We start from the raw sequence: 26686 nt of genomic DNA, 5'->3' as shown, positions 1-26686 counted from the left end.
TTCACAGGCGATTGCGGGTAGGGAGACGCGCATGCGCTGGCCCGATCACGCCATCTGGTGGCACGTCTATCCCCTCGGCTTCGTCGGCGCCGAACGCGAGGCTGCCGAACGCGACGCCTCCGCCCCGGAACCGCGGCTCGGCCGGATCGCCGGATGGCTCGACCATCTCGTCGGCCTCGGCTGCAACGGCCTCGCGCTCGGGCCGGTGTTCGCGTCCGAGACGCACGGTTACGACACCGTCGACCACTACCGGGTCGATCCCCGGCTCGGCGGCGAGGGCGACCTGCGGCGGCTGATCGACGAGGCGTCCGGCAAGGGCGTCCGTGTGCTGCTCGACGGTGTCTTCAACCACGTCGGGCGCGGGTTCCCTCCGTTCGCCGATGTGGCCGCCAAGGGTGAGGGCTCGGCGTACAGGAAGTGGTTTCACGACGACCTGCGCACGTTCGAGGGCCACGATCGGCTCGTGACCCTGAACCACGCCGAACCCGAGGTCGCCGACTACGTCACCGACGTCATGACCCACTGGCTGGAGCGCGGCGTAGACGGATGGCGCCTCGACGCCGCCTACGCCGTCCCGGCGGACTTCTGGCGGACTGTCACAGACCGCGTCCGCGCGCGCTTCCCCGATGCCTGGCTCGTCGGTGAGGTCATCCACGGCGACTACGCGGGCCTTGTGGAACGGACCGGATTCGACTCCGTCACCCAGTACGAGTTGTGGAAGGCCATCTGGAGCTCACTGAACGACCGGAACTTCTTCGAGCTCGCCCATGCGCTGGACCGCCACAACGGGATGCTGGCGACCTTCGCCCCGCAGACCTTCCTCGGCAACCACGACGTGACCCGCATCGCCACCCGGCTGACCGAACGGCGCGATCTGGCCCACGCGCTGGTGATCCTGATGACCGTCGGCGGTGTCCCGTCCATCTACGCCGGTGACGAGTTCGCCTTCGAAGGCGTCAAGGAGGAGCGCGAGGGCGGGGACGACGCCATACGGCCGCCGTTCCCCGCCCGGCCCGGCGACGTCCCCGGCCACGGCGGCGCCCACCACCGCCTCCACCAGGACCTCATCGGCGTGAGACGGCGCCACCCCTGGCTCGTCCGGGCGCGGACCACGGCGCACACCTTGACCAACACGGCCTTCTCCTACACGGTGGAGGACGGTCCGGAGCGGCTGGGCGTCGTGCTGAACACGGGCGGCGAGCCCGCGAAGGTGTCCCTGCCCGCCGCCGGCTGGACGTGCGTGGCTGGTGACGCGGCCTTCACCGGGGACGGCGCCGTCGTCCCGCCCGCCGGCTGGGCGATCGCCGAACCATGACATCTGTCATGGGCCGCCCCTGAGAACTTCATGATCGTTTCCTGACGTCCGTGACTGCACGCCCGCGCCGCCGCCGGACAGCATGGAGGCCATGAGGGCACCTGTGATCGAGGTACGCGACCTGGACCTGAACGAGGCCGTGCGCAACGTCTCGTTCACCGTGGCGCGGGGAGAGGTCTACGCGCTGCTGGGCCGCTACGGCTCCGGCAAGACGGCCATGCTGGAGATCCTCGCGGGGCTGCGGCGGCCCACCGGCGGAACCGTCCGGCTCCGCGGCGCCGACCCCTACACCGACCGGGACACCGCGCGCGCCGCCGCCGTCTGGCGCGACGGGGGCCTCTTCCCGGGACTGACCGTCGCCGAGGTGGTCGACGCCTGGCGGCGCTGGACCCTCGATCCGCTCACCCGGGACGAGGCGCTGCGGCTGGTCGGCCTCAGCCGCCTCGCCGACGTGCCGTTCGAGCGGCTGACCGCGGGGCGGCGCCGCATGCTCGACCTGGCGCTGGCCCTGGTCGGACGGTCGGACGTGCTCGTCCTCGACGAGCCCACCGCGGGGCTCGACGCCGCCGCCGCGCGCGAGGTGTGGTCCGTCCTGGCGAGGGTGGCCGCGGACGGGGCCGCCGTGGTGGTCGCGACCCGCGACCCGGGCGAGGCGTGCCGCGCCGACCGGGTCGGGATCCTCGACGAGGGCCGCCTGGTCACCGGACGGGACGCCGCCCGCCTCCGCGCCGCCTGAGCCCCCGCGCCCCCCTTGACGGCCGCATACGCTGGGCGCGTGCAGCCCCGGATCCCCCGTCCCACCGTCATCGCCGCGATCATCGTGGGGATGACCGTGCTGACGCTGGCCGGGTCCCTGCTGCAGGCGCTCTGGTACGAGGCGGTCGACCGCCGGGACGCCGGACGCCTGCTCCTGGCCCTCGCCGGCACTGGCGGCGCCTTCGCCCTCTACGCCCGCCTCCTGTGGCAGAACCTGATGCGCCGCACCGCCCCGGCGCACAGGCTGGGGCTCGCTGCGGTCGCGGCAGTCTGCTGGGCGCTGCCCCCTCTGCTCGGCACCGGTCAGGGCTGGGGCAACGCCCTCCTGGTCCCCGCCGGGCTGCTCGCCGTCGTGCTCCCCGTGCGCGAGGCGGTCGCCGTGATCGCGGCGGCGACCGTCCTGACCCCCGCCTACGGCGTGCTCCTCGGGCTCCCCGCGCTGACCGTCCTGTACGAGACGGCGGCCGTGCCGCTCGCCGCCTTCTCCGGATACGTCACGGTCTGGCTGTTCCACGTCGTGCAGGAGCTCCGGGAGGCGCGCGCCGAACTGGCCCGGTCCGCGGTGGGGGAGGAGCGCCTCCGGTTCGCCCGCGACCTGCACGACGTCCTCGGCCACAGCCTCCAGGCCGTCGCGCTGCGCGCCGAGGTGGCCGAACGGTTCGTCGAACGCGACGACGGCCGCGTCCGCAAGGAGCTGACCGAGATCCAGACGATGGCGCGGGACGCGGTGCGGGACGTGCGCGAGGTCGTCCGCGGCTACCGCGCCACCTCCCTGCGCACCGAGCTGGACGGCATGTCCGCCGTCCTGCGCGCCGCCGGGATCCGCTGCGAGCGCCCCGAGGTGTCGCCGGAACTGCCCGCCCACGTCCACGAGCCGCTCGGCTGGGTCGCCCGCGAGGCCGCCACGAACGTCCTGCGGCACTCCAGCGCCACCTGGTGCCGGATCACCGTCCGGGCCGGCCGCGACCGCGTCCAGCTGGAGATCGTCAACGACGGCGCCGCGCGCCGCGCCGCCGCGGACGCCGGCAGCGGCCTGGCCGGGCTCGCCGAACGGATCGCGGCCGCCGGCGGCCGCTTCCGGGCGGGCCCCGAGGGCGACGGGACGTTCCGGGTGACGGCCGCCGTCCCCGCGAAGGGAGACGCATGATCCGCGTGCTGCTGGCCGACGACCACCTCCTGATCAGGGAGGCGCTCGTCCTGCTCCTGGAGACCGAGGACGGCATCGAGGTCGCCGCCGACGTCGGGCGCGGCGACGAGGCCGTCGAGCGCGCCCTCGCCCTCAGGCCCGACGTCGCCGTCCTCGACATCGACATGCCCGGCCTGGACGGCCTCGCCGCGGCCGAGCGCCTGGCCCGCGAGCTGCCCGACTGCCGCCTGGTGATCGTGACCGCGCACGGCCGCCCCGGCAACCTGCGCCGCGCCATGGCCGCCGGCGTCCGCGGCTTCCTCGGCAAGGACGCCCCCGGCCGCCGTCTCGCCGAGGTCGTCCGGCAGGTCGCCGGCGGCGCCCGCTACATCGACCCCCAGCTCGCGGCCGACGCCCTCGCCGCCGAGGAGTGCCCCCTCACCCCCCGCGAACTCGACACCCTCCGCGCCGCCGCCGACGGCGCCCCCGTCTCCCGCATCGCGCGCACCCTGGGCCTCTCCGAGGGCACCGTCCGCAACTACCTCTCCGCCGCCGTCACCAAACTCGGCACCGACAACCGCCACACCGCCGCCCGCACCGCCAAAGACCTCGGCTGGCTCTAGTTTTATTGCGTTTTTCTCCTTCTTCGGGCCTGGCGGCCCTCCATCGTCGATAAACGCGGGCGATCGCTGGCATCGCTTCGTCTCGCCTGGCGGCTCGCTGCGCGATCAGGTTCTCGCAAGCTCGAACCTGCCTTCGGACGCGATCGCATTGGTGGAGGTTGTTGTGTGGTTGCGGTGGTGGCTGGGGTCGTGGATGAAGGTTGGTGATCGCTGGGATCGTTTCGGCTCGTTTGGCGGGTCGGTGCGCGGTCAGGTTCTTGCTTCGCTCGAATCTGCCTTTGGGTGCGATCGCATGGGTGGAGGCTGTCGCTTGGTTGCGGTGGTGGCGGGGGGGTCAGCGGCGGGCCAGGACCAGGGAGCCTCGTTTCGTCACCGGGAGCGGGGTGTTCAGGTGGGTGGCCGCCTCGGTGGCCTGGGGGCGGGGGACCTGGCGGGCGATCAGGTAGTCGCGGACGGCGGCCTCGTCGGGGAGGGTGATCAGCGGGGCGTCCCAGCGCTCCACCTCGATCTCGCCGAAGACCTCGCCGACGCGGGCCGGGGCCTCCTCGGCGTCGAACGTGGTCGGCTCGGGGCGCCACACCGGCGACAGCTCGGGGCTGTCGGTCCGGCAGATCGCGGTGACCAGCAGGAGGCCGCCCGGGGCGAGGACGCGGCGGGCCTCGCGCAGCGCCCGGTCGGGGTCGTCCAGCTGGGGGAGGAGGTTCACGGCCACGGCGGCGTCGAACGTCCCGTCCCGGAACGGCAGGCGCAGCGCGTCGGCCCGCAGGCGGGGCGCCGGATGGGCGGACACGAGCTCGGCGGAGGCGTCCAGCCCGACGAGCCGGAACGGCGGCGGGTGGGGGAGGGCGTCGCTGAGGGCGCCCTCCCCGCAGCCGATGTCCAGGACGCGGGACGCGCCCGAGCCCAGCAGCTTGGTGGCGATGTGGTCGTGCAGGCTCCGCGCCCCGATCAGGTACTTCCTGATGACCCTGGCGGCCAGGCGGAAGCGCTCGGGGCCGGTGTCGTGGTCGGGCGTGAGGGCCATGCAGAGAGTCTGCCCGGTGTGCCGCCCCGAAAGCGTCGTCAGGCGGTGACGCCTCCGTCGATGACCAGGTCGTGCCCGATGACGTGGGACGAGGCGTCGGAGGCCAGCCAGAGGATGGTCTCGGCCACTTCCGCGGTTTCGGACACCCGGCCGGACGGCGCGGAGGCGCGCATCCGCTCGGCGCGCCCGGCGGGCGTCTCGCCCGGGAGCAGCGACATCGGCGTGTCGGTGGCGCCCGGGCTGACGGCGTTGACGCGGACGCCGTCGGCGACGTGGTCGAGGGCGGCGGTGCGGGTGAGGATGCTGACCGCCGCCTTGGAGGCCGCGTAGGCCGCGAGGCCGGGACGGCGCCCGTGCACGCCGATGTTGGACGAGACGTTCACGACGGTCCCGCCGCCGTGGGCGCGCATGTGGGCGATCTCGTGCTTCATCGACAGGAACACGCCGGTCAGGTTCACCGCCAGGACCTCGTTCCAGGCGGCGTCGTCGATGTCGGCGACGGGGCCCGCGGCGCCGAAGATCCCGGCGTTGTTGACGGCGGCGTGGAGGCCGCCGTGGCGGCGCGCGACCGCCTCGACCATCCCGGCGGCCGAAGCGGGGTCGGTCACGTCCGCGACGACGTGGTCGGCACGGCCGGAGCCGATCTCCTTCACCGCCTCGGTCAGCGCGGCCTCGTCGCGTCCGGCCAGCACGACGGTCGCGCCCTCGCGGGCGAACGCGTGCGCGGCGGCGCGGCCGATGCCGCCCGCGCCGCCGGTGATGAGAACGATCTTGTTGTCGAATCGCATGCCGAGCTCCCAGAATATTAGAACGAACGGTCTTGAATAAGGGCCGAGAGAAGCCCGCCTTCGGGGAGAGAGGGCGGGGTCAGGCGAAGAGGGCGGCGGCCTGGCGGGTCGCGTCGCGGAGGCGGTGGTCGTCGGCGGGGGCGCGGCCGAGGACGCGCATGCCCTGGAACAGGACGAGCAGGAGGCGGGCCAGCGCGCGGGGGTCCTTGTCCGGGGGCAGCTCGCCCTGGGCCCGCGCCCGGGTCAGCGCCGTGGTGAGCGAGGCCTCCAGGAAGTTCCAGCTCGCCTCGACCAGGCGCGCGGCCTCGGGGTCGCGCCCGGCCAGCTCGACCGCGGTGTTCACCACGAGGCAGCCGAGCCGGGGCCGGTCGCGCGCCGACTCCGCGGCGTAACGCTCGATCAGCGCGCGGACCGCGGGCAGCACGGGCCCGGGCTGCGACAGCGCCTCGGCGATCTTCGGGTCGGTGTCGCGGACGTAGCGTTCGAGGGCCTTCAGGTACAGCTCGCGCTTGCCGCCGAACGTGGCGTAGAGGCTGGCCCGGGCGATGCCGAGATGAGCCACCAGGTCGGCCATGGAGGTCGCCTCGTAGCCGCGCTCCCAGAACAGCTCCAGCGCGCGCCGCAGCGCGGCGTCCGGATCGAACTCCTTCGCCCGTGCCATGCCGACGACGATAGAGCGTTCAAGAACGAGCGGTCAAATATCAGGCCCGCGACGGCATCGGGAGGGACGGGCGGTCCAGGTCCATGACGTCCAGCACCGCGCCGTCGGCGGCGAGCGCCTCCACGACCGGTCCCCGGCGGGCGCCCCAGACCACGACGACGTGCCCGTGCTCGGGGACGTCCAGGATCCGCTTGCCGACCCGCACCCGCGCGACCTCGGCCGAGGCCCGCAGCCGCGCCTCGTTCACCCACTTGGCGCCCCACGGCAGCAGCCGGTTGGCGTTGCGGACCGTGCGGCCCGACCCGTACTTGAGCAGGTGGCGCCCCATCTCGCCGGACGAGCGGCGCGCCAGCGGTTCCTCGGGGGCCGATCCGCCCGCGCCGCCCAGCTCCATCCACTCGCCGTCGCGGCGGTGGAACGTCCAGCCCTCGATGAACGAGGACGCGGAGTCCCCCCACTGGTACAGGAACGTGACAACGGCGATGTCGCCGTCCTTGTCGAGCCCGAGCGGAAGGTAGTCCCGGCCTTCGGCGAAGGCGGCGGGAGCGGGGACGGGAAGGCCGTCCCGGAGGAGCCGCAGGCACTCCTCGTGCACCTCGTGGTCGTTCATGATGGGGGACCTTTGATCGTGCAGGCAGGGCAAAGGGCCCTCCCGCGAGAGGGCCCCACGTGAGGTTCACTCTAGAGGTCCGGCTCGTCTGGTTTCACCCGTCTGGCGTACTCCCGACAAGCCTTTGCCATCCGTCCTTCATCTCATGGTCGATCGCCGGCCCGCGCGGCCTGAGCGCCCGCGAGGCGAGGACGGCGCACAGGGCGGCCAGCGGCAGTTCCACCCCCGCCGCCAGGGCGATCGCCACCGTCCGCTCCGCGCCGGGCGCGGAGGTCGTCACGTCGAACCACGCGTCCACGGCCAGCAGCGCCCCGGCCGCGGCGGCGGCGAGGCCGTGGCGCGGATCGCGGCGGACGAGCAGCACGCCGGTGCCGAGCAGCGCGGCGGCCTCCATCGCGTCCAGCCCCACCCAGGCGGCGGACCAGTTCGACACCGTGGCGGTGGACGGCATGGTGGCGGCGAGCATGCACATCCAGGGCACCAGCGCGGCGGCGCCCCCGATGAACGCCCAGCCGAGCCGCCGTCCTCCCTCCCTGCGCCGCGCGACGGCGCCCGGCGGCCCGTACCGTCCGGGACGCGGACGGCGCCGGACGCTGATCGCGGGACGGGGCGAGGGGGGACCGGGGCGGGTGAGGACGGCGACCATGGGGGGCTCCTGCGGACGGTGATCGGTGCGCATCCGCGGTCCGGATGCCTGATCAAAGCCTCGCCGGGATCGGCCGCAGGATCAGTAGCGCACCCTTCCGACCGGGGGTGGCACTGGGTTCACCCCCGGCCCTGCACTCTGGCTCATGGCGGCGCCCGAAGTGGGGCAATACGGTTTCCCCATGGCATCCCTCTCCGCGGCCCGGCGTGTCCGCGTGCGCGCTCCGTGGTCGGCCGCGGCGTGGCGCGACACGGTCTTCGTCGTCTCCGGGGTGCCGCTGCAGCTCGCCGGCTGGCTGATCCTCGGATCCCTCTGGACGCTCTGGACGCCGGTGCGGGTGACGCCGATCCTCGTGCTCACCTGCGTGTCGGCGATCCTGCTGCTGCTCGCCCTGCGCCCGCTGACGTCCTGGCAGCGGGAGCGGTGCTGGGCGATGCTCGGCCTCGACATCCCGCGCATGCCCGACTTCGACGGCGGGCGCGCCTGGGACGTCCTGCGCGACCTCCGCTCGCCGGAGCTGTGGCGGGTGCTCCAGTACCACCTGCTGGTCGGGCCGCTCCTCGCCCTCGGCGGGCTGGCCGTCACCGTGGCGTGGACGGCCGGGCTCGCCCTCGCCACGTCCGGGACCTACGCGTGGGCGGTGCACCCCGGCGACCCGCTGTCCGACCACCCGCAGCGCGTCGCCGTGCTCACCGCGGCCGGCGTGCTGCTCCTGGCCGCGGCGCCGTGGGCGGCGGCAGGGGTCCGGCGCCTGGACGCCCGCGCCGCCGCCGCGCTGCTCGGCCCCGACCGCGCGAAGGAGCTCCAGCGGCGCGTCGACGACCTGGCCGAGAAGCGCGCCAGCGTCGTGGACGCCGCCGACATCGAGCGCCGCCGCATCGAGCGGGACCTGCACGACGGCGCCCAGCAGCGGCTCGTCTCCCTCGCGCTCAACCTCGGGCTGGCGCGCGAGACGCTCGGCGGCGTCCCGGACGAGGCCATGCGCGTGATCGTGGAGGCGCACGAGGAGGCCAAGGCGGCGCTGACCGAGCTGCGCGACCTGATCCGCGGCCTGCACCCGGCCGTGCTGGAGGACCGCGGCCTGGACGCCGCCCTGTCCGGCGTCGCCGCGCGGGTGCCGCTGCCCGTCCGGCTCCGCGTCGACATCGAGCCGCGCGCCTCCTCCACCGTCGAGGCCGTCGCCTACTTCGTCGTCTCCGAGGCCCTCACCAACGTGGTCAAGCACGCGCGCGCGAAAGAGGTGGACGTCCGCGTCGCCCGCCTCGGCGACGTGCTGCGGGTGACCGTCCGCGACGACGGCGCGGGCGGCGCCGACCCGTCCGCCGGGACCGGACTGACCGGGCTCGCGCGCCGCGTCCGGTCCGTGGACGGTACGTTCCGGATCACCAGCCCCGCGGGGGGCCCGACGACCGTCACCGTGGAGTTGCCGTGCGCATTGTGATCGCCGAGGACTCGGTCCTGCTGAGGGCCGGGCTGATCAAGGTCCTGGAGACCTCCGGGTTCGAGGTCGCCGCGGCCGTCGGCGAGGCCGAGGGGCTGCTGGCCGCCGTGCGCGAGCACCGCCCCGACGCGGCGATCGTGGACGTCCGGATGCCGCCCGGCTTCACCGACGAGGGCGTCCGCGCGGCGCTGGTGATGCGGCGCGAGACGCCCGAGACCGCGGTGCTGCTGCTGTCGCAGTACGTCGAGGAGCGGTACGCGGCGGACCTGCTGTCGACCAGCACCAGCGGGGTCGGCTACCTGCTCAAGGACCGCGTCGCGGACGTGTCGGGGTTCCTCGACGCGCTGCGCAGGGTCGCCTCCGGCGGCACCGCCCTGGACCCCGAGGTCGTCTCGCAGCTGCTGCTGCGCCGGCACCGCGACCCGCTCGACCGGCTCACCCCGCGCGAGAAGGAGGTGCTCGCCCTCATGGCCGAGGGACGCTCCAACGCGGGCATCGCCGCGGCGCTGGTGGTGAGCGAGAGCGCGGTCGCCAAGCACATCAACAGCATCTTCGCCAAGCTCGACCTCCCGCATGCCGAGGGCGACCACCGCCGCGTCCTCGCCGTGCTGCGCTTCCTGGACGGCGAGGGGTGACGGCCCCGGCCGCCCCGGACCGGCCGCGCCGCCGCGGCGTCTGGATCGCGCTGGCGATCGCGACGGCGCTGGTCGTGGCCGCGCCGATCGGCCTCACGGCGTTCGGCCGCGCCGTCAAGCGGACGGCGACGTCCATGACCCCCTACCCGCAGCCGATCCGGGAGGTGCGGCTGGACGTGGGCAACGCGGAGATCTCGGTCGGTCCGGGATCGGACGGCGGGACGCGCGTCTACAAGGACCTCCACTGGGGGCTGAGCAAGCCCGAGCTCACCGAGTCGCTGGTGGACGACATCCTGTTCGTCACCTTCCGCTGCCCGGGTCCCGACCGGCTGGGCGTCGGGTGCGGGGCGGACATCGACGTCCAGGTCCCGGCCGGGGCGCGCGTGTCGGCGGTCGCCGGCTCCGGGAGCATCGACGTGCGCGGGGTGACCGGCGACCTCGACCTGCGGACCGGGTCCGGGGAGATCGACGTGACCGGGGCGCGCGGGCGGCTGCGGCTGCTGGCGAGGTCCGGGACGATCAACGGCCGCGCGCTCGCCTCGACGAAGACGCAGGCCGACGTGTCGTCGGGCACCCTCGACCTCCGCTACGCCGAGCCGCCGGGCTCGGTCGACGCCTCCGCGGGCTCGGGCACCGTGAAGATCATCGTTCCGCCGGGCTCGCGCTACCGGGTCGCCGGGTGGACGGGCGCGGGCAACGCCCACCTCAACCCGGCCGTCTACGACGACCGCTCGCCCCGCCTGATCTCCGTCCGCAGCGGTTCGGGCGAGACCTGGGTCGACTACCGCGATGACTAGGGCGAACGGGACGATCCGGAGCGATGAGCATCACACCGGGCGGATTTGCGTCATCGGTGTGCGGCCGGTTAACTGCTGGCATGCCTTCCGTACGCCCGTGCCGTGAGCACCGCCCGCCGATGCGGCGGGCCATGCGGCGTACGTGTTGCCGGCGAATGTGTGACCGCTGAGGGCCCCCGCCTGAGACTCGCGCCCCGAAGCGAGCGAACTCCGAACCCCCTGGAGTCGCGCATGTTCTTCCAACGCCACCTGCTGAGCCACGCGCCGTACCCGCCCGGTCGCTCCTGACCCGCGCGGCGCCTCCTCGGCGCGTCCTCTGACGCCCGGCGCGTCCCGATCGCCGACCCGTCCCGAACGCCGCCGCCCGTCCGGCGGCCCCCGTCCGCATGGGTGATTCCCTGTGATTCAGATCGAAAAACTTCGAAAGGTCTACCGCGGCCGCGGCCGCGAGGTGACCGCCGTCGACGGCGTCGACCTGACCGTCGCCGAGGGCGAGGTCTTCGGCGTGCTCGGCCGCAGCGGCGCCGGAAAGAGCACCCTGCTGCGCTGCGTCAACCTGCTGGAGCGCCCGGACGAGGGCCGCGTGGTGGTCGGCGGCCGGGACCTGCTCGCGCTGCGCGGCGGGGAGCTGCGCCGGGCGCGCCAGGGCATCGGCATGATCCACCAACATTTCGGCCTGCTCGGCAGCAGGACCGTCGCCGGGAACGTCGCGTTCCCGCTGGAGGTCATGGGCGTCCCGCGCGCCGAGCGGACCGGGCGCGTCGCCGAGCTGCTCGACCTCGTCGGGCTCACCGAGCACGCGAAGGCCCACCCCGCCCAGATCTCCGGCGGGCAGAAGCAGCGCGTCGGCATCGCCCGGGCGCTCGCGGGACGGCCGAAGGTGCTGCTGTCGGACGAGGCGACCTCGGCGCTCGACCCCGAGACGACCGCCTCGATCCTGGAGCTGCTGCGCGACCTCAACCGCCGGCTCGGCCTCACGATCCTGCTCATCACCCACGAGATGGAGGTGGTGAAGCGCATCTGCGACTCGGCCGCGGTCATGCGGGAGGGCCGGTTCACCGAGTCCGGGCCGGTGCCCGCGCTGCTCGCCCGTCCGGGCTCGGAGCTGGCGCGCGGCCTGTTCCCGCTGCCCGCCGCCGAGCCCCGCGAGGGCAGGACGCTGGTCGAGGTCACCTTCACCGGCGGCGCGACCGACGAGCCGTTCGTGTCGGCGCTCGCCCGCAAGTACGCGCTGGACGTCAACATCCTCGGCGGCGCGGTGGAGACGGTCGGCGGCGAGCGCTTCGGCCGGCTACAGCTCGAACTGCCCGGCGAGCCGGAGGCCAACGCCGCGCAGCTGGCGTTCCTGCGCGAGTCCGGCCTCGCCGTGGAGGTCGCGAACCCGGTGCGGGCGGCGAACCCGGTGCAGGCCGCGAACCCGGTGCAGGCCGCGAACCCCGTACAGGAGGACACCCGATGAGCTGGGACGAGGTCATGCCGCTGCTGTGGCCCGCCACCCGCGAGACCCTCTACATGACCGGCGTCGCGACGCTGTTCACCGCCGTCCTCGGGCTGCTGCTCGGGGTGCTGCTGGTGATCACCGAGCGGGGCGGGCTGCTGCCCGCGCCGCCGGTCAACGGCGTGCTCGGCGTCGTGGTCAACATCGGCCGGTCGCTGCCGTTCCTGATCCTGATGGTGGCGATCATCCCGTTCACCCGGGCGGTCGTCGGCACCAGCATCGGCAACGCCGCCGCGATCGTCCCGCTGACGGTCGGCGCCATCCCGTTCTACGCGCGGCTCGTCGAGATCGCGCTGCGCGAGGTCGACCCGGGCGTCCTCGCCGCGGCGGACGCGATGGGCGCCACCCGGCGCGAGATCGTCGGCAAGGTCCTGCTGCGCGAGGCGCGGCCGGGCCTGGTGTCCGGCCTGACCGTCACCGTCATCGCGCTCATCGGCTACACGGCCATGGCCGGGACGGTCGGCGGCGGCGGGCTCGGCAACCTCGCCGTCGTCTACGGCTACGAGCGCTTCGAGACCAAGGTCATGGTCTCCACCGTGGCGCTGCTGGTCGTCATCGTCCTGATCATCCAGGCGGCGGGGGACCTCGTCGCCCGCCGCCTGACCCACAAGTAGCACCGACCCCACAGAGAAAGGCACCCCTCGTGCTTCGCAGACTCACCGCCGCGCTGGCCTCCGCCGTCCTCCTCGCGGGCCTCACCGCCTGCGGCTCCTCGTCGGCGTCCGACGACCCGGACGCCCCGCTGAAGGTCGCGGTCAACCCCGTCCCGCACGGCGACATCCTCAAGTACGTCAAGGACGACCTGGCGGGCAAGGCCGGGCTCAAGCTGGAGATCGTCACCTTCAGCGACTACCAGCAGCCCAACACCGCGCTGAAGGAGAAGCAGGTCACCGCCAACTACTTCCAGCACGTGCCGTTCATGGAGGAGTTCGAGAAGAAGTCCGGGACGAAGCTGGCGTTCGTCGCGCCCGTGCACCTGGAGCCCCTCGGCGTGTACTCGAAGAAGGTGAAGAGCCTGCAGGCCGTCCCGCAGGGCGCGACCGTCGCCGTGCCGAACGACCCGGCGAACGAGGGCCGCTCGCTGAAGCTGCTCGCCGACAACGGCCTGATCACGCTGAAGCCGGACGCGCCGACCAGCGCGACCGAGCGGGACGTCGCGAGCAACCCCAAGGGCCTGAAGTTCAAGCCGCTCAAGGCCGCGCAGCTGCCCCGCTCGCTGGAGGACGTCGACCTGTCGGTCATCAACGGGAACTACGCCATCGAGGCGGGGCTCGCCCCGAACAGGGACGCGCTCGCCGCCGAGAAGGCCGAGGGCAACCCCTACGCCAACGGCATCGTGACGCTGCCGGAGGACAAGGACGACCCGCGCGTGAAGAAGCTCGTCCAGCTGCTGCAGGGCCCCGAGGTGAAGAAGTTCGTCGAGGACAAGTACAAGGGGTCGGTGCTGATCGCCTCCTGACCCGGCTTCGTCCCAGGCCCGGGCCGGTCTCCGAACCCCGGAAAGCGGCGCGGACTGTCCGTCGGTCCTGATAGGACAAGTGCCGACGATCAGGCGAAGGGGACTCATGGCCATTTATCAGCACCTTGAGGAGTACGTCGGCCTGCCGGTGGCCACGTTCAACGAGGACACCGGCACCGAGGAGGAGGACGGCACCGAGGACGACGACGGCCGCGGCGCGGGCACCGATCCCGTCAGCGGGGAGGACTTCCCGCCCGCGGGCGAGGCCGCCTGGTTCGTCGGCACCTCCTTCGACGAGGAGCCGTTCGGCGACGTCTGGGCGCGGTTCATGGAGACCGTCGACACCACCGAGGTGACGGCGCTCATCATCGGCTACTGGGGCGCGTCCTACGAGCTGGAGAACGTCCCCGACCCGGTGCAGATGCTGACCGGGGCGGCCGCGTCGTTCCCGAAGCTGCGGTCGCTGTTCCTCGGGGACATCACCGGCGAGGAGGCGGAGATCTCCTGGATCGAGCACGGTGACATCACGCCCCTGTTCGCCGCGTTCCCCGACCTGGAGCGGCTGGAGGTGCGCGGCGCGCAGGAGCTCGTCCTCGACCCGGTCAAGAGCGACAGGCTGAAGGTGCTGCGCTTCGAGTCGGGCGGGCTGCCGGCGCGGATCGTCCGCGCCGTCGGCGCGAGCGAGCTGCCCAACCTGGAGCACCTCGACCTGTGGCTCGGCGAGGCGAACTACGGCGGCGACGCCACCGTCGCCGACCTCGCGCCGTTCCTGTCCGGCGAGCGGCTGCCGGCGCTGCGCCACCTCGGCCTGGAGGACAGCGAGATCCAGGACGAGGTCGCGGCGGCGGTCGCCGGCGCGCCGGTCGTCGCCCGGCTGGAGTCGCTGAGCCTGGCGATGGGCGTCCTGACCGACCGGGGCGCCGAGGCGCTGCTGGCCGGCCAGCCGCTCACCCACCTGCGCAAGCTGGACCTGCACCACCACTTCCTGTCCGACGCGATGATCGAGCGGGTGCGGGCGGCGCTGCCCGGCGTCGAGGTCGACCTGGACGACCAGGAGAAGCCGGACGGCGACTGGCACTACATCGCGGTGTCCGAATGATCCAGCAACGCCTGTCCACGTTCGCGGGGCTGCCCGTCCACACCTTCGACGGCGAGCCGGACGGCCCGCTGCCGGACCCGGGCGAGGTGGCCTGGGGCGTCTACCACCACGTCCACGACAACGGCGCGTGGGGCGCGGAGGTCCCCGAGAACCTCGACCTCCTCCTGAAGACGGTCGACACCTCCAAGGTCACCCACCTCGTCATCGGCTTCTGGGGGTTCTCCCGCGAGGAGTTCGACCCGGTGCAGTGGCTGGTGGACAACGCCGGGCGCTTCCCCCGCCTGCGCGCGCTGTTCCTCGGCGACATCCTCGACTGGGAATGCCACATCTCCTGGATCCAGAACGGCGACATCTCGCCGCTGTTCGCGGCCTTCCCAGGGCTGGAGCACTTCGAGATCCGGGGCGCGTCCGACCTGCGGTTCGAGCCCCTGCGCCACGAGCGGCTGAAGGCCCTGCGGATCGAGTCCGGCGGGCTGCCGGCCGAAGTCGTGCGGGCGGTCGCGGGCGGCGACCTGCCCGCGCTGGAGCACCTGGACCTGTGGATCGGTTCGGAGCAGCACGGCGGGTCGTCCTCGGCCGAGGACTTCGCGCCCTTCCTCACCGGCGAGCGGTTCCCCTCCCTGAAGCACCTCGGCCTGGAGAACGGCCCGTTCCAGGACGAGCTGGCGGAGGCCCTGGCGAGCGCGCCGGTCGTCGCCCGGCTGGAGTCCCTCAGCCTGGCGATGGGGATGCTGTCCGACCAGGGAGCGGAGGCCCTGCTGTCCGGGCAGCCCCTCACCCACCTGCGCAGCCTCGATCTGCACCACGCCTTCCTGAGCGAGCCGATGGCCGAGCGGCTCCGTGCGGCGCTGCCGGGCGTCGACCTCGATCTCACCGACGCGCTGGGCGAGCCGGCGTGGCGGGACCAGGAATGGCTCTTCAGCGACTCCTACGTCGCGGTGTCGGAATGACGCTCGCCGTGGTCGGCGCGCCCGGCGACCGGCGTCCCGCGCTGTTCGCCGCGGCGTGCCGGTCCGCCGGGCTGCCCGAACCCCGGCTCGTCCCCTGGACGGACGTGCTGCGCGGCCTCCCGCTCTCCTTCGAGGCGGGCGAACTGGTCCGCGTCGACTCGCCCGGTGAGGACGCCGGGGCCGACGCGCTGCTGCGCGGCCCCGGCGCGCCCGAGCGGGTCGGCGGCGGGGCGCGCTGGCACCGGACGTTCACGGCGGCGCTGCGGCGGCTGTCGTCGGCGGCCTCCGCCGCCGGCGCCCGCGTCCTCGGCGACGTCGAGGAGATCGCGGTCATGTTCGACAAGCGGCTGACCCATGCCCGGCTGCTCTCCGCGGGTGTCCCCGTCCCGGTCGCCCTGCCCGAGGTCGACGGGTACGCGGCACTCCGCTCCCGGATGGACGAGGCGGGCGAGCGGCGGGTGTTCGTGAAGCCGGCGCACGGGTCCTCCGCCTCCGGGGTGGTCGCGCTCCAGACCGCGCCGGGCCGCGTGCGGGCCGTGACGTCGGCGTCGCTGACCGGCGGCCGGCTGGTCAACTCGCTGCGCGTCCGCTCGTACGAGACCGAGGACGAGGTCGCGACGCTGATCGACCTGCTCGCGCCGGACGGCCTGCACGTCGAGCGGTGGCTGCCCAAGGCGGCGCTCGGCGGGCGCGTGTTCGACCTGCGCGTCGTCGTCATCGGCGGCGAGCCCACGCACGCGGTCGTCCGCACCAGCCGGACCCCGATGACGAACCTGCACCTGGGCGGCTCCAGGGGAGACCTGGAAGCGGTGCGGCACGCGCTCGGGGAGGACGGCTGGAGACGGGCCCTGGACGTGTGCGCGCGGGCCGCCGCCTGTTTCCCGGGCAGCCCGATGGTCGGCGTCGACCTGCTCGTGGGCTTCGGATTGAGGCGGTTCGCGGTGTGCGAGGTGAACGCCTTCGGCGACCTGCTCCCCGGGCTGACCGGCCTGCCGGGAAGCTCCGCCGAGGGCCTGGACACCTACGGCGCCCAGGTCAGGTCGCTGGTGCAGGCATGCACGACATGAACGACATCATCGGCAGCCACGACGTGCTGCTGGTGACCCTCGACACCCTGCGCTATGACGTGGCCGCCGAACTGGCCGCGGCGGGGGAGACCCCCACGCTCGCCGGGCTGCTTCCAGAAGGCCGCTGGGAGCGCCGCCACACACCCGGCAGTTTCACCTACGCCGCGCACGCGGCGATGCTGGCCGGCTTCCTGCCGACGCCCGCGTCGCCCGGCCCGCATCCGCGCCTGTTCGCCGGAGCCTTCCCGGGCAGCGAGACCACCGCCCCCGGCACGTGGACGTTCGACGCCGCCGACCTGCCGACGGGCCTTGCGTCGGCTGGCTACCACACGGTCTGCGTAGGCGGCGTCGGGTTCTTCAACAAGCTGACACCGCTCGGGTCGGCGTTGCCGTCCCTGTTCGCCGAAAGCCACTGGGAGCGCGGGTTCGGCGTGACCGACCCGGAGTCGCTGCCCAACCAGATCGACCGGATCGCCGAGGTCGTGGCGCGGCTGCCTGCCGAACGGCGCCTGTTCCTGCTGCTCAACGTCGCGTCCCTGCACCAGCCCAACTGGTTCTACCTGGACGGCGCCACAAGCTCGAACGGAGACACCCGTGCGAGTCACGCCGCCGCCCTCCGGCATGTGGACGCGCACATGGGCAGGTTGTTCGCACTGATGCGCCGGCCGTGCTTCGTCATCGTCTGCTCCGACCACGGAACGGCGTACGGCGAGGACGGCCACACGGGCCACCGCATCGGCCATGAAGTCGTCTGGACCGTTCCGTACGGGGAGTTCGTTCTGTCGTGAATCCATACCAGGCGTACGTGTACGCCTACCCGCACAAGACCGCCTACCGTCCGCTGCGACCGGCGCCCGGGCTGCGCGACGTATGGGCGGGGGAGTCGCTCGACGCGCTCTTCCTGTACCTGCACGTCCCCTTCTGCGAGATGCGGTGCGGCTTCTGCAACCTCTTCACCCGCACCGGCGCGCCCGAGGAGCTGACCGGCGCCTACCTCGACGCGCTCGACCGCCAGGCGACCGCCGTCCTGGACGCCCTGGACGGCGCCGCCTTCGCCACCGCGGCCTTCGGCGGAGGGACGCCGACCTACTTCACCGCGTCCGAGCTGGAACGGCTCTGCGGCATCGCCGGACGCTTCCCCGGATTCGGGTCGATCCCGCTGGGCGTGGAGACGTCCCCGGCGACCGCCACCACCGACCGGCTGACCGTCCTCGCCGAACACGGCACCACCCGCGTCTCCATCGGTGTGCAGAGCTTCCTGGACGAGGAGGCGCGCGCGGCCGTCCGGCCGCAGAAGCGCGCCGAAGTGGAGGCCGCGCTGGACCGCATCCGCGCCGTGGGGTTCCCGATCCTCAACATCGACCTCATCTACGGCATCGACGGCCAGACACCCGCGACGTGGCTGCACTCCCTGAACGCCGCTCTCACATGGCGTCCGGAGGAGATCTACCTGTACCCGCTCTACGTCCGCCCGCTGACCGGCCTCGGACGCCGCGCCCAGGACTGGGACGACCAGCGCCTCACCCTCTACAGGCTCGGCCGCGACCACCTTCTCGGCGAAGGCTACGAGCAGGTGTCGATGCGGATGTTCCGGCTGCCGTCATCGGGCGCGGGCGGCACGGAGTACTGCTGCCAGACCGACGGCATGGTCGGCCTCGGCTGCGGTGCACGCTCCTACACCTCCCGCCTCCACTACTCGTTCGAGTACGCGGTCGGAGCCGGGCAGGTCCGTTCGATCATCGACGACTACGTGCGCGAGACCGACTTCACCACCGCCCGCGTCGGATTCACCCTGGACGACGACGAACGCCGCAGGCGGCATCTCGTCCAGTCCCTTCTGCAAGCGGCCGGCGTCGACCTGCGCGCCTACCGTGCGCGCTTCGGGAGCGACCCGATGGACGACTTCCCCGCCGACCTGAAGCCGTTCGCCGAGCGGGGATGGCTGGAGACCTCCGAAGACGTCCTCCGGTTGACCCCCGAAGGGCTCGCCTACTCCGACGCCGTCGGCCCGGCGCTCTTCTCCTCGAGCGTGCAGGCGCTGATGGCGTCCTACGAGGCGCGGTGATGGACCATCTGACGATCCTCTACCGGGGGCCGCTCGCCAGCTGCGACTACGACTGCCCGTACTGCCCGTTCGCCAAGCGTCGCGACACCCCGGAACAGCTCCGCGCCGACCGCGCCGCGCTCGAACGGTTCACGGAGTGGGTGTCGGGCTGCGACCATCGCGTCTCGGTCCTCTTCACGCCGTGGGGCGAAGGGCTCGTCCGCTCCTGGTACCGGCGCGCCCTGACCGGCCTCAGCCGCCTTCCGCATGTGGACCGGGTCGCGATCCAGACGAACCTCAGCCACCGCGTCTCCTGGACGGCCGACGCCGACCTCTCACGGCTGGCGCTGTGGGCGACCTACCACCCCGGCCAGGTCCCCTACGAGCGGTTCCTGGGCAAATGCCATGACTTGGCGGAGCGCGGGGTCCGCTTCAGCGTCGGCATCGTCGGCCAGCCGGAGCACCTCGACGCCGCCCGCCGCCTCCGGGCCGACCTTCCCGCCGGCACCTATCTCTGGGTCAACGCGGCCGAGGGGCGCACCTACGACGACGCCGAGGCCGCCTCCTGGACCGAGATCGACCCGCTGTTCCCCGTGAGCCGCCACCCGCACGCCAGCCGCGGCCTTTCCTGCCGGACGGGCGACACGGTCGTCTCGGTGGACGGCGACGGCACGGTGCGCCGCTGCCACTTCGTCCCGTCCGTCCTGGGCAACCTCTACGACGGCTCGTTCCGTGCCGCCCTGGCGCCCCGCCCGTGCCCCCTCGACACGTGCGACTGCCACATCGGCTACGTGCACCTCGAACCCCTCGGCCTCTACGACACCTTCGCCGGCGGCATCCTCGAACGCATCCCCGCCCTGCTCGACCAGCCCTGACCGCCGTTCAGCGCCCCCGGCCCTGACCCGGAGCTTGGTCTTGCCCGCTCCGCCCGTCCGGACCGGCGGCGTAGCGGCCGGCGAGTTCGGCGCCGATCCGGGCAAGTTCGCGCTGGACGGTGCACGGCTCAACGACGTCGAGCAGCGTGCCCCAGCCGGCGAGGTGGCGGGCGATGTCCAGTGGGGTCGGGGCGGCGAGACGCACCCGGACACGCCCGTCGCCCGCCTCGCCGTCGGTGTGGCAATGCCGCCCGAACTGGTCGCGCAGGACGGGCACGAACCGCTCCTCGACGAGCACGGTCGCCCACGTCCGCGAGCGTCGGCTCTCGATCTCGTCGGTGACCTCCTGCCAGGCGGTGGCGAGGGTGAAGTCGTCGGGGCGTTCGGCGGGAAGGCCGGTCGGCTCGGCCCGGGTGATCCGGTCGACGCGGAAGGTCCGCCGTCCCCGCTCGGTGCCCGCCAGCAGGTACCAGACGTCGTCCTTGTCGATCAGGCCCCACGGGTCGACCAGGCGTTCCGACGGTTCCCCGGTGCGGCCGGCGTAGGTCAGGCGGACCCTGAGGCGGCGGATCACGGCGGTCTGCAGCAGGTCGACCATCGCGGGCCGGGGACGGTCCCGCTCGCCCCACCGGACGGGGTCGACGAACGTCGCGTCCATGGCGGCCTCGGCATCGGTGCGGAAGGTCCGCGGCAGAGCTCCCATGAGCTTGCGCAGCGCGGCCCTGGCCTCGGGCGAGACGGCGGCGGCGGGGCCGACCAGCAGGAACAGGGCCCGCGCCTCGGCCGCCGTCAGACCGCTGAGGTCGGTGCGGGCGCCGCCGACCAGCTGCCAGCCGCCGCCGCGGCCCGGCTGCGGGTAGACCGGGACGCCGGCCGACGCGAGCGCCTCCAGGTCGCGGCGGGCGGTGGCGACCGACACCTGGAGCTCGGCCGCCAGGTCGGCGGCGGTCACACGGCCGCGGACCTGCAACAGCAGCAGGACGGCGACGAGGCGGTCAGCGCGCATGAACCCGGATTTCCGCAGAAAGTGCTCAGAGGATGAGCACTTTACCCGGAAGCATGGAAGGCGTCGCCCACCGAGAGGGGAACCACCGATGATGCATTTCGCGGACGCCGCCGAGTGGGAGGCGTGGCTGGCCGAGCACCACGAGAGCGGGGACGGCGCCTGGCTGAAGATCGCCAAGAAGGGGTCGGACGCCGCCTCCGTCACGATCACGCAGGCGCTGGAGATCGCGCTGTGCTACGGCTGGATCGACAGCCATCGCCGGACCCACGACGAGCGCTTCTACCTGCAGCGGTACTCGCGCCGCCGCAAGGGGGGCTCCTGGTCGCGCAAGAACGTCGAGCGGGTGGAGGCGCTGACCGCCGCCGGGCGGATGCGCCCGCCCGGCCTGGCCGAAGTCGCCGCCGCCCAGGCGGACGGACGGTGGGCGGCCGCCTACACCGCCCAGCACGACGCCACCGTCCCGCCCGACCTCGCGGCAGCGCTCGCGACCTGCCCGCAGGCCGCCGCCCGCTTCGAGGCGCTCGACAAGACGTCCCGCTACCTGATGATCCTGCCGCTGCTCAAGGCCCGGACCCCGGCCGGGCGCGCCACCCGCCTGAACAGGGCGCTCTCCGAGTTGCAGGACCGCTAAGCCCGATCGCCGGAACCGTGGCGGTTTCGACCGGTGTCCGGCCGGAACCGCTTGCCGGATTCAGGTCTGCTTCTCGGGGTGGTAGTCGGCCTCGTCGACGCCGAACGTCCACGCGACGCCCGCGCGCGCCGTGCGGGTGTCCGGCGGGACGCGCAGGTAGTAGGTGCGGTGGGTCCCGTCCGGTTCGGGGGTCGAATTGACCACCTCCACCATGACCACCGGCTCGTCGCCCGGCAGTTCGATCGACCACAGGACGCCCGTCTCGTCCCGGTGCAGGGGACGCGCGCCGGTCTCGGCCAGGTACCGGTCGTAGCCGAAGATCTCCAGCATCACGCGGCGCAGCTCGGCGTTCTGCTCGGAGGAGATGCGGTCGGGCGTCAGGTTCTTCAGCGACGCGACGAAGCCCGCCGGGATCGGCATGCCGCGCCAGGCGTGCAGCGCGAACCCGTCCGGGTAGGCGAGGGCGGGGCCGTCCCCGCGGTGCAGCCGCCCGGGCTCGTCGCGGTACAGCTCGCTCGGCCTCTCCGACAGGATCACCAGCCGCTCGTAGGGCCACCACCAGCCGGCGGACCGGGCCACCTCCGCCAGGCCGGCCAGCCGGCCGTCGAGCCGTCCGAGCGACTCGAACAACGCCAGCCACGGTGCGTCGTGCTGGCCCAGGACGGCGTCGAGCGTGGCCGCGCGCAGCAGCGATTCGGCCTCGCGCTTCTCCTGGGGCGACCGCCTCCTCCGCGCACCGAGGGACCGGCCGGTCGCCTGCTCGCCGCACGCCCCGCGCACGCGCGCGACGAGTGCCTGCACCTGGTCCCACAGGAGCCCGCCGGTGTCGGCCCACGTGCGCGGCCACTGCTCCGGCCCCTGTTCGGAGCACGCCGCCGCACGTTCGGCCTCCCAGGGGCGGGTGCGCACGTCCGTCAGGACGCTCGGCCCGGCCGCGAGGTCACCGAGGTCGGCGCGGGCCTGTTCGAGGAGGTCGTCGAGCCCCGCCGCCTCCAGCGCCTCGCCGTGCCCGGCGATGACGGCCGCCGCGACGGCGCCGCGCGCGGGGGAGGGCACCCACAGGTACCGCTCGGGGGGCTTCAGCCCGGCGGAGGCGTAGGCCGCGGCCACGCCCGCCTCGGCACGGGCCCGGTCGGCGGGGCCGGTGGCGAACCCGGCCGCCTGCCAGTCGCCGACGACGAAGTGGGTCTCGCGTACCGTTCCGGTGAGCATCCCGCCTCCTCAGTCGGCCACGACGCGGACGGAACCGGGCACGTACTCGCGCTGGCGGATCACCCGGTACCAGCCCTTGGGCAGGGTGATCGCCGCGTGCTCCTCGTGCACCAGGCGCCCGCCGGACGGCAGGTGCAGGTGGTCCGGCACGAGCGGGTCGGGGGTGCGCAGCAGCGTGCCGGGCGCGGCCAGCGCGTGCGCGTGCCCGGTGGCCTCGCCGAGGGCGAGCACCATGCGGCCCCGGCCGTCGCGCGGGGACGGCGGCAGCTCGCGGACGGACTGCGGAACCGTCTCCTCGGGCACGGGCAGGATCAGGACGTCTCCCTGTCGGTACATGCGGCGAACGTAACGCCCGCCACCGACAGAACCCGCCCCCCGACGAGGGCGGCGGGGGTCAGAAGCCGCGGGTCCGGCGGGCGGCGGGGCGGGCCCAGCGGCCGGACGCGCTCAGCCCGACGTGCTGGAACGCGCGGACGAGTTCGCCGCCGAGGTTCACGCCGGCGCCGAGGGCGAGCGCCACGGACACCGCTCCGATGAGGCTCAGCACGCCCGCCTGCGGCGAACCGGTGTTGAGCTCGACCATGCCCCGGTAGAGCGCGGTCCCCGGCAGCAGCGGGCCGATGGCGGGGACGACGAACGGCATGACGGGCTCCCCGTGCCTGCGGGCGAGCCAGCTCGCCATCACGCCGACGATGGTGGCGGCCACGGCGGCGGCCAGGACCGGTGGAACGTGCCATCCGCGGGCCAGCACGAAGAGCACCCAGATCAGCGCGCCGCCGAGGGCGACGGTGGTCAGCACGTCCCGCGGGGCGGCCAGGGACACCGCGAACGACAGCGAGATGGCGGCGGCGGCGATGACGGCGACGGGCTCCAGGCTCGCCGACGGGGTGGGCAGGTGCCGGACGTCGATCGGCACGCCCATGCTGACCGCGGCGTACACCACGGCGCCCAGCCCGGCGACGATCGCCGCGATCATGAAGAAGACCTCCAGCATCCGCGCGCCGGCGCTCACCAGGTCGCCGGTGATGCCGTCCTGGATGCTCGCCACCAGCGGGCGCCCCGGAAGCAGCGCCAGGATCGAGCCGGTGACGATCGTGGCGGCCTGGCCGGGGTTGCCCAGCGCCACCACCCCCGCGGCCGCCGCCGCGCCGATCGCCGCGGCCACCGCGAACTGGAAGAACTCCGCGATGCCGCGGCGCGCCAGCGCGGCGGCCGTGCGGTCGCCCAGCATCGTGGCGACGAACGCGGTGGTCGCCACCAGCGGTCCGCCGCCGGACAGCACGCTGCCCGAGGCGGCGATGAGGCCGAGGGACACCACCAGCAGCCAGGTCGGGTACGGAGGGCCGCCCCTCTTGATCTCCGCGAGCCGCTTGTGGGCCTCCTCCAGTTCGAGCATGCCGATGGAGGCGTCCTGGACGAGCTGGTGCAGCGCCGTGAGCCGCCAGTAGGCCGGGGTCCGCCGCCGGATGGAACGCGCGCTGGTCATCGGCGCCGCGCCCCCTCCCGGATGCGCCGAGACGAGGATGCTCGTCAGGGTGACCTGCACCTCGCACCGGGGGAGTTCGAAGGCCACGCCCAGGCCGAGCATGGCCTCGTTCACGCGCTCGGTGGTCTCGCCGCTGGCCAGGAGGAGCTCGCCCACCCGCAGGACGAGGTCGATGGCCCGCGGGTCGACGACCTCGCCGGGCTCGTCTTCGGGCGGTTCCGGGGGCGACCCGTCCATGAGGACCTGCCATGTCCGCCGCAAGCGATCAGCCGCGCCCATACCCCCGCCGGTGTCCCTTCCCGCCCATGAACCGATCTTGACTGGCAGGCTACCCACCAGCCCGGTGTCCCCAATCCGTGGCCTGCGTCCCACCCCTTCCGCAGAGGTCGACCGCCCGCGCGGGCGGCGGCCGGGACGCCGGGTGCCGCCGCGTCCACCTGCTGAACCAGAAGAGTGACCGGCTGGTTCGCCGTCCGGCGCCCGTCCGTGGACGTGGGCCGGCGCTCCAGGGTGTTGGTTCCCCGATCGGTGAGCACGACCCGCACGGTTCCGCACTCGTCGGCGTCACCGCGCGGGCGCCGGGCGCCGACCCCCCAAGAGGGCCTCCGCTGTTTTCCACAGAACTCGATTCTGGTGTGGTGTGCTCCGAAGCACTGGTAGCAAGGACGCATGAGTTCTTCGGACGGTCTGCGCGACGAGGCCGAGCGGTGCCTGCGCGCCCTCGCCGGTGACCACGCGCGCCTGCGCGACGACCAGTGGACGGCGATCAGCGCGCTCGTCGTCGAGCGGCGGCGCGCCCTCGTCGTCCAGCGGACGGGCTGGGGCAAGTCCGCCGTCTACTTCGTGGCGACCCGGCTGCTGCGCGAGCGCGGCGCCGGCCCGACCGTGATCGTCTCGCCGCTGCTGGCGCTGATGCGCAACCAGATCGACGCCGCCGAGCGGGCGGGCATCCGCGCCCGCACGATCAACTCCTCCAACACCGGCGACTGGGACCAGGTCTTCGCCGAGGTGGAGGAGGGCGCGGTCGACGTCCTGCTGGTGAGCCCCGAGCGGCTCAACAACCCCGATTTCCGCGACCTCGTCCTCCCCAAGCTCGCCGCGGGCGCCGGGCTGGTCGTGGTCGACGAGGCGCACTGCATCTCCGACTGGGGCCACGACTTCCGCCCCGACTACCGGCGGCTGCGCACCCTGCTGGCCGAGCTGCCGCCCGGCATCCCGGTCCTCGCCACCACCGCGACGGCCAACGCCCGCGTCACCAAGGACGTCGCCGAGCAGCTCGCGGGCGACGACGCGCTGGTCCTGCGCGGCCCCCTCGAACGCGACTCGCTGCACCTCGCCGTGGTGAGCCTCCCCACCGCCGAGCAGCGCATCGCCTGGCTGGGCGAGCACCTCGGCGACCTCCCGGGCAGCGGCATCATCTACACCCTCACGGTCGCCGCGGCCCACGAGATCACCGCGTGGCTCCGCGACCGCGGCTACGAGGTGGCCGCCTACTCGGGCCAGACCGAGCAGGCCGAGCGCCTCCAGGCCGAGCGCGACCTCCACGACAACAAGCTCAAGGCCCTCGTCGCCACCAGCGCCCTCGGCATGGGCTTCGACAAGCCCGACCTCGGCTTCATCGTCCACGTGGGCGCCCCGCAGTCCCCGGTGGCCTACTACCAGCAGATCGGACGCGCCGGCCGCGGCGTCGACCGCGCCGAGGTGATCCTGCTGCCCGGCCGGGAGGACCGCGACATCTGGGCCTACTTCGCGAGCCTCGCCTTCCCGCCGGAGCACATCGTCCGCAGCACGCTGGACGTCCTGGACTCCGCCGGCCGCCCGCTCTCCACCACGGCCCTGGAACCGCTGGTCGACCTCAACCGGGCCCGCCTGGAGATGATGCTCAAGGTGCTCGACGTGGACGGCGCCGCCCGCCGCGTCAAGGGCGGCTGGACGTCCACCGGCGAGCCCTGGTCCTACGACCGCGAGCGCTACGAGCGCGTCACCGCCGAACGCCGCCGCGAGCAGCAGGCGATGCTCGACTACATCGCGGCCACCGGCTGCCGCGAGGAGTTCCTGCGCCGCCAGCTGGACGACCCCGACGCGGGCCCCTGCGGCCGCTGCGACAACTGCACCGGCCGCCACCGGCCCACCGACGTCACCCGGGAGAGCGCGGACCGGGCCCGCGACCGCCTGCACCGTCCCGGCGTCGACATCGCCCCCCGCCGCATGTGGCCGACCGGCGTCAAGGACGACCTGGGCGTCTCCGGCCGCATCAAGCCCGAGCTCCAGGCCGAGACGGGGCGGGCGCTCGGCCGCCTCACCGACATCGGCTGGGGCAACCGCCTGCGCGACCTGTTCGCCGCCGGCGACACCGAGGTCCCCGCCGACCTGGTGGACGCCGTCGTCCAGGTCCTCGCCGCCTGGGACTGGGCGGCCCGCCCCACCGGCGTCGTCACCATCGGCTCCCGCTCCCGCCCCCGCCTGGTCACGACGTTCGGGCAGCGCATCGCCCAGATCGGCCGCCTGCCCTACCTGGGCGAACTGGTCCCCGTCGGCGAGCCCGTGCCGCGCCGGCACAACAGCGCCCAGCGGCTCCGCTCCGTCTGGCACAGCCTGACCATCCCCACCGACCTGGCGGAGGCCCTGGCCGACAACCCCGGCCACATCCTCCTGGTGGACGACCGCATGGAAACCGGCTGGACGATGACCGTGGCGACCCGCCTGCTGAAGGAGTCCGGCGCCCGCTCGACCCTCCCCCTGACCCTGGCCACCCCCACCTGACCCGCACCCGAACCCCCACGCCCGCCCGGTCGCGTAGGCGGGTCTTGCGGTGGCTGCATCGGGGCCCTCGGGGCCCCGATGCCGGCCCGGCGGGGGTGTGCCGCCCGCGCGCCCCCGTGGGCGCGGGCGGGACGTTCTCGGGCCGGCCCGTGCGCGCGGCCCCGCGCACGGGCC

General features: G+C 73.7%; 27 protein-coding genes. 18 read left to right on the top strand and 9 right to left on the bottom strand.

Features of this window, described 5'->3' with window-relative positions; all coding sequences use genetic code 11:
• The first annotated feature begins 31 nt into the window (after positions 1 to 31).
• The 4 genes from AB0C87_RS35140 to AB0C87_RS35125 all read left to right on the top strand — a co-directional run bounded on the left by AB0C87_RS35140 (position 32) and on the right by AB0C87_RS35125 (position 3820).
• Positions 32 to 1315, top strand: coding sequence for an alpha-amylase family protein (locus AB0C87_RS35140; protein WP_360581372.1), 1284 nt, complete (start codon positions 32 to 34; stop codon positions 1313 to 1315).
• Positions 1316 to 1406: 91 nt separating this feature from the next.
• Positions 1407 to 2051, top strand: coding sequence for an ABC transporter ATP-binding protein (locus tag AB0C87_RS35135; protein WP_360581371.1), 645 nt, complete (start codon positions 1407 to 1409; stop codon positions 2049 to 2051).
• A gap of 39 nt (positions 2052 to 2090) precedes the next feature.
• Positions 2091 to 3218 (top strand): histidine kinase, encoded by a 1128-nt coding sequence (locus tag AB0C87_RS35130; RefSeq protein ID WP_360581370.1) that lies wholly within the window; start codon positions 2091 to 2093, stop codon positions 3216 to 3218.
• A complete protein-coding gene (locus AB0C87_RS35125) occupies positions 3215 to 3820 on the top strand; it encodes a response regulator transcription factor (RefSeq protein ID WP_345185599.1) in 606 nt (201 codons plus the stop codon). Before AB0C87_RS35130 ends, AB0C87_RS35125 begins: the two co-directional genes overlap by 4 nt.
• 334 nt (positions 3821 to 4154) lie before the next feature.
• Here AB0C87_RS35125 and AB0C87_RS35120 read toward each other — a convergent pair whose 3' ends face one another.
• The 5 genes from AB0C87_RS35120 to AB0C87_RS35100 all read right to left on the bottom strand — a co-directional run bounded on the left by AB0C87_RS35120 (position 4155) and on the right by AB0C87_RS35100 (position 7549).
• The gene (locus AB0C87_RS35120; protein WP_360581369.1) at positions 4155 to 4844 is read right to left on the bottom strand and encodes a class I SAM-dependent methyltransferase; all 690 of its coding nucleotides are present in this window, start codon (positions 4842 to 4844) and stop codon (positions 4155 to 4157) included.
• A gap of 38 nt (positions 4845 to 4882) precedes the next feature.
• Positions 4883 to 5632 carry a glucose 1-dehydrogenase gene (locus AB0C87_RS35115; RefSeq protein ID WP_360581368.1) on the bottom strand — a complete coding sequence of 250 codons (750 nt, stop codon included), beginning with the start codon at positions 5630 to 5632 and terminating at the stop codon, positions 4883 to 4885.
• A gap of 79 nt (positions 5633 to 5711) precedes the next feature.
• Positions 5712 to 6293, bottom strand: coding sequence for a TetR family transcriptional regulator (locus AB0C87_RS35110; RefSeq protein WP_345185609.1), 582 nt, complete (start codon positions 6291 to 6293; stop codon positions 5712 to 5714).
• A gap of 40 nt (positions 6294 to 6333) precedes the next feature.
• A complete protein-coding gene (locus AB0C87_RS35105; RefSeq protein ID WP_345185615.1) occupies positions 6334 to 6903 on the bottom strand; it encodes a hypothetical protein in 570 nt (189 codons plus the stop codon).
• A gap of 94 nt (positions 6904 to 6997) precedes the next feature.
• On the bottom strand, positions 6998 to 7549 hold the full coding sequence (locus AB0C87_RS35100) for a hypothetical protein (protein ID WP_353834115.1): 552 nt from the start codon (positions 7547 to 7549) through the stop codon (positions 6998 to 7000).
• Between the two features lie 181 nt (positions 7550 to 7730).
• Between AB0C87_RS35100 and AB0C87_RS35095 the strand changes: the two genes are divergently transcribed.
• The 12 genes from AB0C87_RS35095 (at position 7731) to AB0C87_RS35040 (ending at position 19414) form a co-directional block, all read left to right on the top strand.
• On the top strand, positions 7731 to 8990 hold the full coding sequence (locus AB0C87_RS35095; protein WP_345185621.1) for a sensor histidine kinase: 1260 nt from the start codon (positions 7731 to 7733) through the stop codon (positions 8988 to 8990).
• Positions 8978 to 9625 (top strand): response regulator transcription factor, encoded by a 648-nt coding sequence (locus AB0C87_RS35090; RefSeq protein ID WP_345185625.1) that lies wholly within the window; start codon positions 8978 to 8980, stop codon positions 9623 to 9625. The genes AB0C87_RS35095 and AB0C87_RS35090 overlap by 13 nt, the downstream gene beginning before the upstream one ends.
• Entirely contained in the window at positions 9622 to 10422 is an 801-nt protein-coding gene (locus AB0C87_RS35085) for a DUF4097 family beta strand repeat-containing protein (protein ID WP_345185628.1), read from the top strand. Before AB0C87_RS35090 ends, AB0C87_RS35085 begins: the two co-directional genes overlap by 4 nt.
• A gap of 400 nt (positions 10423 to 10822) precedes the next feature.
• Complete coding sequence (locus AB0C87_RS35080) at positions 10823 to 11881, top strand: ATP-binding cassette domain-containing protein (RefSeq protein WP_345185631.1); 1059 nt, start codon at positions 10823 to 10825, stop codon at positions 11879 to 11881.
• A complete protein-coding gene (locus AB0C87_RS35075) occupies positions 11878 to 12534 on the top strand; it encodes a methionine ABC transporter permease (protein ID WP_345185634.1) in 657 nt (218 codons plus the stop codon). The genes AB0C87_RS35080 and AB0C87_RS35075 overlap by 4 nt, the downstream gene beginning before the upstream one ends.
• Before the next feature lie 29 nt (positions 12535 to 12563).
• The gene (locus AB0C87_RS35070; protein ID WP_345185638.1) at positions 12564 to 13379 is read left to right on the top strand and encodes a MetQ/NlpA family ABC transporter substrate-binding protein; all 816 of its coding nucleotides are present in this window, start codon (positions 12564 to 12566) and stop codon (positions 13377 to 13379) included.
• A gap of 106 nt (positions 13380 to 13485) precedes the next feature.
• The gene (locus AB0C87_RS35065) at positions 13486 to 14478 is read left to right on the top strand and encodes an STM4015 family protein (RefSeq protein WP_345185641.1); all 993 of its coding nucleotides are present in this window, start codon (positions 13486 to 13488) and stop codon (positions 14476 to 14478) included.
• Complete coding sequence (locus AB0C87_RS35060; RefSeq protein WP_345185643.1) at positions 14475 to 15428, top strand: STM4015 family protein; 954 nt, start codon at positions 14475 to 14477, stop codon at positions 15426 to 15428. Before AB0C87_RS35065 ends, AB0C87_RS35060 begins: the two co-directional genes overlap by 4 nt.
• Complete coding sequence (locus AB0C87_RS35055) at positions 15425 to 16495, top strand: STM4014 family protein (RefSeq protein WP_360581367.1); 1071 nt, start codon at positions 15425 to 15427, stop codon at positions 16493 to 16495. The genes AB0C87_RS35060 and AB0C87_RS35055 overlap by 4 nt, the downstream gene beginning before the upstream one ends.
• Positions 16483 to 17283: an STM4013/SEN3800 family hydrolase gene (locus AB0C87_RS35050; RefSeq protein WP_345185647.1), complete on the top strand. Its 801-nt coding sequence runs from the start codon at positions 16483 to 16485 to the stop codon at positions 17281 to 17283. Before AB0C87_RS35055 ends, AB0C87_RS35050 begins: the two co-directional genes overlap by 13 nt.
• Positions 17280 to 18560: an STM4012 family radical SAM protein gene (locus AB0C87_RS35045; RefSeq protein ID WP_345185650.1), complete on the top strand. Its 1281-nt coding sequence runs from the start codon at positions 17280 to 17282 to the stop codon at positions 18558 to 18560. The genes AB0C87_RS35050 and AB0C87_RS35045 overlap by 4 nt, the downstream gene beginning before the upstream one ends.
• Positions 18560 to 19414: an STM4011 family radical SAM protein gene (locus AB0C87_RS35040; protein ID WP_360581366.1), complete on the top strand. Its 855-nt coding sequence runs from the start codon at positions 18560 to 18562 to the stop codon at positions 19412 to 19414. The genes AB0C87_RS35045 and AB0C87_RS35040 overlap by 1 nt, the downstream gene beginning before the upstream one ends.
• 7 nt (positions 19415 to 19421) lie before the next feature.
• On the opposite strand, the gene AB0C87_RS35035 is transcribed toward AB0C87_RS35040, so the two are convergent.
• Positions 19422 to 20420, bottom strand: coding sequence for a WYL domain-containing protein (locus tag AB0C87_RS35035; protein ID WP_360581365.1), 999 nt, complete (start codon positions 20418 to 20420; stop codon positions 19422 to 19424).
• 88 nt (positions 20421 to 20508) lie between these two features.
• On the opposite strand from AB0C87_RS35035, the gene AB0C87_RS35030 reads away from it, so the two are divergent.
• Complete coding sequence (locus AB0C87_RS35030) at positions 20509 to 21051, top strand: YdeI/OmpD-associated family protein (protein ID WP_345185657.1); 543 nt, start codon at positions 20509 to 20511, stop codon at positions 21049 to 21051.
• Between the two features lie 60 nt (positions 21052 to 21111).
• Here the strand turns inward: AB0C87_RS35030 and AB0C87_RS35025 are convergent, their stop codons facing one another.
• From AB0C87_RS35025 to AB0C87_RS35015, 3 genes are read right to left on the bottom strand one after another with little or no spacing between them, the layout of a single operon-like run.
• On the bottom strand, positions 21112 to 22263 hold the full coding sequence (locus AB0C87_RS35025; RefSeq protein WP_360581364.1) for a DUF6745 domain-containing protein: 1152 nt from the start codon (positions 22261 to 22263) through the stop codon (positions 21112 to 21114).
• A gap of 9 nt (positions 22264 to 22272) precedes the next feature.
• Entirely contained in the window at positions 22273 to 22599 is a 327-nt protein-coding gene (locus AB0C87_RS35020; protein ID WP_345185666.1) for a hypothetical protein, read from the bottom strand.
• Positions 22600 to 22657: 58 nt separating this feature from the next.
• Positions 22658 to 23986 carry a threonine/serine exporter family protein gene (locus AB0C87_RS35015; RefSeq protein ID WP_345185670.1) on the bottom strand — a complete coding sequence of 443 codons (1329 nt, stop codon included), beginning with the start codon at positions 23984 to 23986 and terminating at the stop codon, positions 22658 to 22660.
• A 432-nt stretch (positions 23987 to 24418) separates the two neighbouring features.
• On the opposite strand from AB0C87_RS35015, the gene AB0C87_RS35010 reads away from it, so the two are divergent.
• Complete coding sequence (locus AB0C87_RS35010) at positions 24419 to 26512, top strand: RecQ family ATP-dependent DNA helicase (protein ID WP_345185673.1); 2094 nt, start codon at positions 24419 to 24421, stop codon at positions 26510 to 26512.
• Positions 26513 to 26686: the final 174 nt, after the last annotated feature.

Origin of the sequence: Actinomadura sp. NPDC048021, assembly GCF_040653135.1 — a bacterium.
Lineage (GTDB): Bacteria > Actinomycetota > Actinomycetes > Streptosporangiales > Streptosporangiaceae > Spirillospora > Spirillospora verrucosospora.
This window is presented reverse-complemented; position numbering and strand designations above follow the sequence as displayed.